At 73.1% G+C, this 9,833-nt stretch carries 9 protein-coding genes and 1 pseudogene; 9 read left to right on the top strand and 1 reads right to left on the bottom strand.

The features are described from left to right. A pseudogene (locus MHW47_RS26675) lies at positions 1 to 113 on the top strand (SseB family protein); the annotation flags it as partial. Between the two features lie 51 nt (positions 114 to 164). Here MHW47_RS26675 and MHW47_RS26670 read toward each other — a convergent pair. After that, positions 165 to 527, bottom strand: a complete 363-nt coding sequence (locus tag MHW47_RS26670; protein ID WP_239226319.1) for a DUF1844 domain-containing protein — start codon at positions 525 to 527, stop codon at positions 165 to 167. A gap of 386 nt (positions 528 to 913) precedes the next feature. Between MHW47_RS26670 and infC the strand changes: the two genes are divergently transcribed. The 8 genes from infC to MHW47_RS26630 form a co-directional block, all read left to right on the top strand. Further along, positions 914 to 1,567, top strand: a complete 654-nt coding sequence (gene infC, locus MHW47_RS26665) for a translation initiation factor IF-3 (protein WP_239226320.1) — start codon at positions 914 to 916, stop codon at positions 1,565 to 1,567. Between the two features lie 120 nt (positions 1,568 to 1,687). Then, the gene (gene rpmI, locus MHW47_RS26660; protein ID WP_018103793.1) at positions 1,688 to 1,882 is read left to right on the top strand and encodes a 50S ribosomal protein L35; all 195 of its coding nucleotides are present in this window, start codon (positions 1,688 to 1,690) and stop codon (positions 1,880 to 1,882) included. Positions 1,883 to 1,989: 107 nt separating this feature from the next. Continuing rightward, entirely contained in the window at positions 1,990 to 2,373 is a 384-nt protein-coding gene (gene rplT / locus MHW47_RS26655) for a 50S ribosomal protein L20 (RefSeq protein ID WP_111333655.1), read from the top strand. A gap of 159 nt (positions 2,374 to 2,532) precedes the next feature. Then, the gene (locus MHW47_RS26650; RefSeq protein WP_239226318.1) at positions 2,533 to 3,375 is read left to right on the top strand and encodes an RNA methyltransferase; all 843 of its coding nucleotides are present in this window, start codon (positions 2,533 to 2,535) and stop codon (positions 3,373 to 3,375) included. Positions 3,376 to 3,499: 124 nt separating this feature from the next. Beyond that, entirely contained in the window at positions 3,500 to 4,639 is a 1,140-nt protein-coding gene (locus tag MHW47_RS26645) for a PAS domain-containing sensor histidine kinase (protein ID WP_239226317.1), read from the top strand. 155 nt (positions 4,640 to 4,794) lie between these two features. Beyond that, positions 4,795 to 5,922, top strand: a complete 1,128-nt coding sequence (pheS, locus tag MHW47_RS26640) for a phenylalanine--tRNA ligase subunit alpha (protein WP_239226316.1) — start codon at positions 4,795 to 4,797, stop codon at positions 5,920 to 5,922. Continuing rightward, positions 5,922 to 8,432: a phenylalanine--tRNA ligase subunit beta gene (pheT, locus tag MHW47_RS26635; protein ID WP_239226315.1), complete on the top strand. Its 2,511-nt coding sequence runs from the start codon at positions 5,922 to 5,924 to the stop codon at positions 8,430 to 8,432. Before pheS ends, pheT begins: the two co-directional genes overlap by 1 nt. Before the next feature lie 308 nt (positions 8,433 to 8,740). Next, positions 8,741 to 9,833 (top strand): transcriptional regulator (locus tag MHW47_RS26630; RefSeq protein ID WP_239226314.1); only part of this gene is annotated, 1,093 nt, incomplete at its 3' end.

Raw genomic sequence — 9,833 nt, 5'->3', positions numbered from 1 at the left:
CCCGGTCGCTGGCCGCCCACGAGGTGCTGCGCGCCCGGCTGGTGCGCGGCCTGGACCTGGCGCTGCTCCCCGCGGACGCGACCGCCCCCGGCGAGCCGCTGTTCACGCGCTGAGCGCGGACGGGGGCCCGCCGGGGGCGGCGGAGGCGGTGGGGGAGCGAGGGCTCAGCCGAAGACCGGGCCGGTGTACTTCTCGCCCGGGCCCTGACCCGGCTCGTCCGGGACGAGCGAGGCCTCGCGGAAGGCCAGCTGGAGGGACTTCAGGCCGTCGCGCAGCGGGGCGGCGTGGAACGAGCTGATCTCCGTGGTGCTCGCGTCCAGCAGGCCGGCCAGCGCGTGGACCAGCTTGCGGGCCTCGTCCAGGTCCTTGTGGTCGTCGCCGTCCTCGGTCAGTCCGAGCTTGACGGCGGCGGCGCTCATCAGGTTGACGGCGACCGTCACGATCACCTCGACGGCGGGCACCTCCGCGATGTCGCGGGCCATCTCGTCGAAGCCGGGGGAAGTACTGCTGGGGGTCGCGTCACTCATGCGTCTTACGATAGGCCCACGGGAGCGGCCCTCCGCGCGCGGGAGCCGCCGCGTCCCCGGGTTGGTGCCCGCCCCGGCGAGCTGCTAACCTTGTGTAACGACCGGCTGGGCAACGATGTGCCCGGCCCACAAGTGGAGGCTCCGTTCTCCCACCTTGCCGTCCACGGGACGGCGGGTCACCGGTCAGGTGGTGCCCATCGTTCCGTACGGACGATGGAGCCGCCCGATGCGCCCCGCGGTACGCCGTGGCGGTGTTCCGGTTTTCCAGGAGCCCCGCCTGTGTCCCGTCCGGGGCATTTTTGTTGTCCCGGCGCGGTTGGTCTGTCTGAAACAGACGTTACGCGGCTGTCCGCCAGGCGGTCGCGTGGTGCTACCGAGGAGGATCCATCAGCGCCGAGCCCCGCATCAACGACCGGATTCGCGTGCCCGAGGTGCGACTTGTCGGTCCCAGCGGCGAGCAGGTCGGGATTGTGCCGCTTGCCAAGGCCCTGGAACTCGCACAGGAGTACGACCTCGACCTGGTCGAGGTGGCGGCTACCGCCCGTCCGCCCGTGTGCAAGCTCATGGACTACGGGAAGTTCAAGTACGAGTCGGCCATGAAGGCCCGTGAGGCGCGCAAGAACCAGGCGCACACGGTCATCAAGGAGATGAAGCTCCGGCCGAAGATCGACCCGCACGACTATGACACCAAGAAGGGTCACGTCGTCCGGTTCCTCAAGCAGGGCGACAAGGTCAAGATCACGATCATGTTCCGCGGTCGTGAGCAGTCCCGCCCCGAGCTGGGCTTCCGGCTGCTCCAGCGGCTCGCTTCGGACGTCGAGGAACTCGGCTTCATCGAGTCCAACCCGAAGCAGGACGGCCGGAACATGATCATGGTTCTGGGCCCGCACAAGAAGAAGACCGAAGCCATGGCCGAGGCCCGTGAGGCCCAGGCCGCCCGCAAGGCGGAGCGCCAGGGGAACAACAACACCCCCGACGCCGAGCCCGCGGAGAAGGCGCCCGAGGCGGCGCCCGAGGCCGAGACCCCTTCCGAGGCGTGACCTCCGGGGGATGCCATCCAGGCGCCCCCGGAACCCCCCGGAAGTCCATCACGATCTGACGTCCCTGCAGTCCGGTGTCCGCACCGAGAGGGGCGCCACCGACGAGGAGAGAACGGCGCGATGCCGAAGAACAAGACGCACAGCGGTGCCAGCAAGCGCTTCAAGATCACCGGCTCCGGCAAGGTGCTGCGCGAGAGGGCCGGCAAGCGCCACCTGCTCGAGCACAAGTCGTCCAAGAAGACGCGTTCGCTGACCGGCACGGTCGTCGCGGCTCCGGCCGACGCCAAGAAGGTCAAGAAGCTTCTCGGCAAGTGAGGGCGCGGTCCCCGGTGAGCCCGGGGACACGCCCTCCATCCGACCGGAACCCAATCGTTTCCGGGCCGTGTGAGTACCACCACGGCCCCGCTACAAGGAGTTAACAAGTGGCACGCGTCAAGCGGGCAGTCAACGCCCACAAGAAGCGCCGGGCGATCCTCGAGCAGGCCAGCGGGTACCGCGGTCAGCGTTCGCGCCTGTACCGCAAGGCCAAGGAGCAGGTCACCCACTCCCTGGTCTACAACTACAACGACCGCAAGAAGCGCAAGGGCGACTTCCGTCAGCTCTGGATCCAGCGCATCAACGCGGCCGCCCGCCAGAACGGCATGACGTACAACCGCCTCATCCAGGGTCTCAAGGCCGCCAACATCGAGGTGGACCGCAAGATCCTGGCCGAGCTCGCGGTCAACGACGCCAACGCGTTCGCCGCCCTCGTCGAGGCCGCTCAGAAGGCCCTCCCGAGCGACGTCAACGCCCCGAAGGCCGCCTGACCCGGGCCGCACTTCCAGGCATTTCCGCCGGACCCGCAGGCGCCAGCCGTCTGCGGGTCCGGTGCGTTGCGCCCCCTCGGCGCCCGTCCGGCGGACCGGGCCGGGGAGGACGCGGCACGAGACCGGACCTTCGTCACGCAGAGAGGCTCCTCGCCGACCATGGGCACCCCCGAACTGATCTCCCCGCGTTCGCCGCGGGTCGCCGCCGCCCGGCGGCTGGCCAGGCGCAACTTCCGCGGCAAGGAGCGCAGGTTCATCGCCGAGGGGCCGCAGGCCGTGCGCGAGGCGGCCGAGCACCGGGGCGCCGACGGCGCGCCGACCCTCGTCGAGCTCTTCGCCACCGTCGAGGCCGCCGAGCGCTACGCGCCCATCGTCGACGCGGCCCACGCGGCCGGCGCCCGCGTGCACCTCGCCGGCGCCGACGTACTGGCCGACGTCTCGCAGACCGTCACCCCGCAGGGCCTCATCGGGGTCTGCCGGTTCCTCGACTCGCCCTTCGACGCGATCCTCGCCGCCCGGCCCCGGCTGGTCGCCGTCCTCGCCCACGTCCGCGACCCCGGCAACGCCGGCACCGTCCTGCGCTGCGCCGACGCGGCGGGCGCCGACGCGGTCGTCCTCACCGACGCCTCCGTGGACCTGTACAACCCGAAGTCGGTCCGCGCCTCGGTCGGCTCGCTCTTCCACCTCCCGGTCGCCGTGGGCGTCCCCGTCGAGCAGGCCGTACGCGGGCTGCGCGGGGCGGGCGTGCGCATCCTGGCCGCCGACGGCGCGGGCAGCGACGACCTCGACGACGAACTCGACGCCGGCACCATGGGCGGCCCCACCGCCTGGGTCTTCGGCAACGAGGCGTGGGGGCTGCCCGAGGAGACCCGCGCCCTCGCCGACGCCGTGGTGCGGGTGCCGATCCACGGCAAGGCGGAGAGCCTCAACCTGGCCACCGCCGCCGCGGTCTGCCTGTACGCCTCCGCGCGCGCCCAGCGCCCCCGCCGCGCCCCCCGCTGACCCCGTCCGCGCGCTCCCGCTTCCACGGAGAGCCCCCGCAGGGTGTCGCTCCGTCACCGGCGGCTAGTAGGGTGGCCAACTCGGAGGCAGGCCCACTGCATTGGTTCGAGAGGTGGGGTCCGGAATGGTTGTCGGCATGAGCGGGCCGCGCGCGGCGCACGCCGCCGTCGTGCGCGCCACCGGCGAACCGGACGGCGCCGCCGTCGCGGGCGGCCTCGGCCTGGACCCGGACGACCTCCCCGACGGACTGGTCGTCGCCGACGAGTCGGGCCGGGTCATCTGCTTCAACGCCGCCGCCGTCCGGATCACCGGCGTCGCCGCCTCCGCCGCCCTCGGCCGCCCCGTGGAACACGTACTGCCGCTGGAGGACCTCAAGGGCCGCCGCTGGTGGGAGCTGACCGACCCCTACGGCGGCCTCGCCACCCGGGTGGGCCAGCCCGAGCGCAACCTCCTGCTGCCCGGCGTCCGCGAGGTCCTGGTCTCCGCCCGCTACGTGCGCGAGACGCCCACCGGACCGGTCCGCCGGCTGGTGATCAGCCTGCGCGGCACCGAGGCCCGCCGCCGCTCCGAGCGCAGCCACGCCGAGCTGATCGCGACCGTCGCCCACGAGCTGCGCTCCCCGCTCACCTCGGTCAAGGGCTTCACGGCGACGCTGCTCGCGAAGTGGGAGCGCTTCACCGACGACCAGAAGCGCCTCATGCTGGAGACGGTGTACGCGGACGCCAACCGGGTCACCCGCCTCATCACCGAACTTCTGGACATCTCCAGGATCGACTCCGGGCGCCTGGAGCTGCGCCGCCAGCCCGTGGACCTGTCCGCCGCCGTCGAGCGCCACGTCCAGGCGCACACCGCGGCGGGCCAGGACCCCGGCCGCTTCCTCGTCCGCACCTGCCAGCCGCTGCCCGCGGTCTGGGCCGACCCGGACAAGGTCGACCAGGTCCTCGGCAACCTGCTGGAAAACGCGGTGCGGCACGGTGAGGGAACTGTCACCATCGACGTGGCACCCGCACCGGCGAAGAGCGACGAGAGGGGAGCGGCCGTCACCGTGAGCGACGAAGGGCCCGGCATCCCCGAGGAGTCGATGGGCCGCGTCTTCACCCGCTTCTGGCGGGGCAGCAAGCGCGGCGGCACCGGCCTGGGCCTCTACATCGTCAAGGGCATCGTCGAAGCCCACGGCGGCACCATCACGGTCGGCCGCGGCCCCGGAGGCGGCGCAGAGTTCCGATTTATGCTGCCCGTGAGCACTCCGGCCTATCTCAGCTGAGGCCCCGAGCGGCCCACGGGCGCCCCATCCGCCCCGCGACCTTTAGACTCGACCCTTGGCACCTTTGCGTCCTGCGGTCTTCGAGCGAGGTCACGGGGGTCCGGGAATGTCCCCCGGCAAGCGCAGCACTCAGCCAATCGGAAGTACGGGAAGAGATGTCGGCACCGAACAAGTCGTACGACCCAGTCGAGGTCGAGGCACTGAAACCGGAAGAGATCGAGCGCATCCGGGACGAGGCGCTCGCCGCCTTCGCCGCCGCGGGCGACCTCGAAGCGCTCGCCCAGGCGAAGACCGCGCACACCGGTGGCACCTCGCCCCTGTCGCTGGCCAACCGCGAGATCGGCGCACTGCCCCCGCAGGCCAAGGCCGAGGCCGGCAAGCGCGTCGGCCAGGCCCGCGCCGCCGTGGGCCGCGCCCTCGCCGCCCGCCAGGCGGAGCTGGAGGCCGAGCGGGACGCCCGCGTCCTGGTCGAGGAGGCGGTGGACGTCACCCTGCCCTACGACCGCGTCCCGGCCGGCGCCCGCCACCCCCTGACGACCTTCATGGAGCGCGTCGCCGACGTCTTCGTGGCCATGGGCTACGAGATCGCCGAGGGCCCCGAGGCCGAGGCGGAGTGGTTCAACTTCGACGCCCTGAACTTCGTGCCCGACCACCCGGCCCGGCAGATGCAGGACACCTTCTTCGTCGAGGGCGCCGACGGCGCGAAGAACGACGAGTCCGGTGTCGTCCTGCGCACGCACACCTCGCCGGTCCAGGCCCGCACCCTGCTCGACCGCGAGCCGCCCGTCTACGTCGTCTGCCCCGGCCGCGTCTACCGCACCGACGAGCTGGACGCCACGCACACCCCGGTCTTCCACCAGATCGAGCTGCTCGCCGTCGACGAGGGCCTGACCATGGCCGACCTCAAGGGCACCCTCGACCACATGGTCCAGGCCCTCTTCGGCCCGGACATGAAGACCCGGCTGCGGCCGAACTTCTTCCCGTTCACCGAGCCGTCCGCCGAGATGGACATGGTCTGCTACGTCTGCCGCGGCGCCTCCGTCGGCAACCCCGACCGCCCCTGCCGCACCTGCGGCAGCGAGGGCTGGATCGAGCTCGGCGGCTGCGGCATGGTCAACCCGAAGGTGCTCACCGCCTGCGGCGTCGACCCCGAAAAGTACAGCGGATTCGCCTTCGGGTTCGGCATCGAACGGATGCTGATGTTCCGCCACAACGTCGAAGACATGCGAGACATGGTCGAAGGTGACGTCCGGTTCACCCGGCCCTTCGGGATGGAGATCTGATGCGCGTCCCGCTTTCCTGGCTGCGGGAATACGTCGACCTGCCGGCCACCGAGACCGGCCGCGACGTGCAGGCCAAGCTCGTCGCCGTGGGCCTGGAGGTCGAGACGGTCGAGCGGACCGGCGCCGGCCTCACCGGCCCGCTGGTCGTCGGACAGGTGCTGACCATCGAGGAGCTGGAGGGCTTCAAGAAGCCCATCCGCTTCTGCACCGTCGACGTCGGCACCGCCAACGGCACCGGCGAACCGCAGGAGATCGTCTGCGGCGCCCGCAACTTCTCCGTCGGCGACAAGGTCGTCGTGGTCCTGCCCGGCGCCGTGCTCCCCGGCGACTTCGCGATCGCCGCCCGCAAGACGTACGGCAAGACCTCGCACGGCATGATCTGCTCCGCCGACGAGCTGGGCATGGGCGACGACGGCACGCACGGCATCATCGTGCTCCCCCCGGAGCACGAGGTCGGCACCGACGCCATCGAGCTGCTGGAACTCGTCGACGAGGTCCTGGACATCGCCGTCACGCCCGACCGCGGCTACTGCCTGTCGATGCGCGGCGTCGCCCGCGAGACCGCCATCGCCTACGGCCTGCCGCTGCGCGACCCGGCCCTGCTGGACGTGCCCGCGCCCAACGCGTACGGCTACCCGGTCAAGGTCGCCGACCCGATCGGCTGCTCCCGCTTCACCGCGCGCACCGTCGTCGGCCTCCAGCCCGAGGCCCGCACCCCGATCTGGATGCAGCGCCGGCTCCAGAAGGCGGGCATGCGCCCCATCTCGCTCGCCGTGGACGTCACCAACTACGTGATGCTCGAACTCGGCCAGCCGCTGCACGCCTACGACCGGACCCGCGTCGACGGCCCGATCGGGGTGCGCCGCGCCGAGCAGGGCGAGAAGCTCACCACGCTCGACGGCGTCGTCCGCGTGCTGGACTCCGGCGACCTCGTCATCACCGACAACCGCGGCCCCATCGGCCTCGCGGGGGTCATGGGCGGCGCGAACACGGAGATCGCCGACGCGGCCGAGGGCGCGCACACCTCCGAGGTCGTCATCGAGGCCGCGCACTTCGACGCGATCTCGATCGCCCGCACCGCCCGCCGCCACAAGCTGCCCTCCGAGGCGTCCAAGCGCTTCGAGCGCGGCGTGGACCCGAACGCCGCCGCCGCGGCCGCCCAGCGCACCGTGGACCTGCTGGTCCTGCTCGCCGGCGGCACCGCCGAGGCGGGCGTCACCGAGGTCAGCGCCCCCTCCGCGCCCCGCACCATCACGATGGCCGCCGACCACCCCGACCAGGTCGCCGGGGTCGCCTACGGCCGCGAGACCGTCGTCCGCCGCCTCCAGGAGGTCGGCTGCGACGTCTACGGGCAGGACGAGCTCCTGGTCACCACGCCGTCCTGGCGCCCCGACCTCACCGAGCCCAACGACCTGGCCGAAGAGGTCATCCGCCTGGAGGGCTACGAGAACCTGCCCTCCACGCTGCCGACCCCGCCCTCCGGCCGCGGCCTCACCGAGCGCCAGCGGCTGCACCGCCGCGTCGGCCGGGCCCTCGCGGGCGCGGGCTACGTCGAGGCCCTGAACTACCCGTTCATCGGCGAGGCCGTCCTCGACCAGCTCGGCCTGGAGGCGGACGACGCCCGCCGCCGCACGGTCAAGCTGGTCAACCCGCTCTCCGACGAGGAGCCCTCGCTGCGCACCACGCTGCTGCCGGGCCTCCTCGGCGCACTGCGGCGCAACGACGGCCGGGGCAGCCACGACCTCGCCCTCTTCGAGACCGGCCTCGTGTTCCGGCCCACGGGCCAGGAGACCAAGCCCGTCCGGCTGCCCGTGAACCGGCGCCCCTCGGCCGAGGAGATCGCCTCGCTCGACGCCGCGCTGCCGCGCCAGCCGCGCCGCGCCGCCGTCGTCCTCGCCGGCGCCCGCGAGCAGGCCGGCTGGTGGGGCAAGGGCCGCCCCGCCGACTGGGCGGACTCCATCGAGGCGGCGCGCACCGTCGCCCGCGAGGCCGGCGTCGAGGTCGTCGTGCGCGCCGACCGGCACGCCCCGTGGCACCCCGGCCGCTGCGCCGCCCTGTACGTGACGGTCGAGGGCCGGGAGACCCTGTTCGGGCACGCCGGTGAGCTGCACCCGCGCGTCATCAAGGAACTCCACCTGCCCGAGCGCACCTGCGCCATGGAGGTCGACCTCGACGTCCTGGAGCAGGCCGCGGACGGCGTCCTGCCGGCACCGCGGATCTCCGCCTTCCCGGTGGCCACCCAGGACGTCGCCCTGGTCGTCGGCCAGGACGTGCCCGCCGCCGACGTGGAGCGGGCGCTGCGCGAGGGCGCGGGCGAACTCCTGGAGTCGCTGCGCCTGTTCGACGTCTTCACCGGCGACCAGATCGGCGAGGGCAGCAAGTCCCTGGCGTACGCGCTGCGCTTCCGCGCCGCCGACCGCACGCTGACCGTGGACGAGGCGAGCGCCGCCCGTGACGCGGCGGTGGCCCTGGCCGCCGAGCGTACGGGCGCGGTGCTGCGCGGGGCGTAGTCCCGCACCGCGTGAAGGAGGGGCGTATCCGGTCACCGGGTACGCCCCTCCTGTGTGCTCGCCGCGTCCGCCCCCGCCGCGGAGTGTCGGGCAGGCCGGCGGGGTGGATCACGCGGACCCGGGCCACCCCGCTGTACGAGGGGGAGCGGACGGCCCGTCCGCGTCCGGCGAGGCATCCATTCAAGCGACCCTCCGGCCCGTCCGGCAGCGTGCGCGGCGGGACGGTTCGGGCATTGCGTTCACACCCCGTGTGAATCGTGCTCCACTGGGGCGACACGTCCTGGCGTGCCGAACCACCGGAGGGGGACATGGCGGCAAGGGAACCCAACACCGCGCTGGAGGCCCTGATCGAGGAGGCGGGCGTCTCCCGGGCCGGACTGGCCGGCCGGGTGAACCGGGCCGGCCGTGCGCGCGGACTCTCCCTGCGCTACGAACACACCGCCGTCGCCCGCTGGCTGAAGGGCCAGCGCCCGCGCGGCCAGGTGCCGGACCTGATCTGCGACGTGCTCGGCGCCAGGCTGCGCCGGACGGTGTCCCTGGCCGACATCGGCATGGCGGCGCCCGACACCCCCGCGCCCGCCGGGGACTCCTCGCTCCCGCACTTCGTCGAGCGGGCCACCGCTGTCTGGCGTTCGGACGCCCAGCAGCGCCCGTACCTCGCCGACGCCCCGGCCGTCACCGGCACCACCGCCGTGATGCCGGTCTGGGAGTGGGAGAACCCGCCGGAGGACGCCGACGTGTCGCGCGACGGCCCGGCCCGCGTCGGCGCCGCCGACATGTCAACGCTGCGGGCCGCCCGGCACCATTACGAACTGATGTACCGGAAGGCGGGCGGCATCGCGACCCGCCCGCGCGTGGTCGGCTTCCTCAACGCCGGGGCTGCCCCGCTGCTGCGCGGCGGCTACAGCGACGCGACGGGCCGTCAACTGCACCGCACGACGGGCGCCCTGGTGGCCGTCGCCGGCATCTGCGCCTACGACTCCGACGCGCACGGCCTGGCCCAGCGCTACTTCCACCAGGCGCTGCGCCTGGCCAAGGCGAGCGGGGACCGGGGCTTCGGCGGCTATGTGATCGCGCTCCTGGTGAACCAGTCGCTGTTCCTCGCCGAATACCGCAGGTCCGTCGCCTTCGCGCAGGCGGCGCTGCGGACGGCCGGGGGCGGGATCACCCCCGCGCTCGCCGCCGATCTGCACGCGATGCAGGCCAAGGCGTACGCCCGGCTCGGGGACCGGGCGAGCGCGCTGGAGTGCATCGGCCGCGCCGAGGCGGAGGCCGGGCGCATCCGGCCGGGCCGGGAGCCGGACGAGACGGGCTACGTCCAGCCGGGCCTGGTGGACGTCCAGGTGGCGGAGGCGCTGCTGCACCTCGGCGACCTGCCGGCGGCCCGCGGGCACGCGGTGG

It is taken from the genome of Streptomyces sp. OfavH-34-F (assembly GCF_022347745.1).
Taxonomy (GTDB): Bacteria; Actinomycetota; Actinomycetes; order Streptomycetales; family Streptomycetaceae; genus Streptomyces.
The sequence above is the reverse complement of the archived record's forward strand: the minus strand, read 5'-3'. Positions and strand labels throughout refer to the sequence as shown.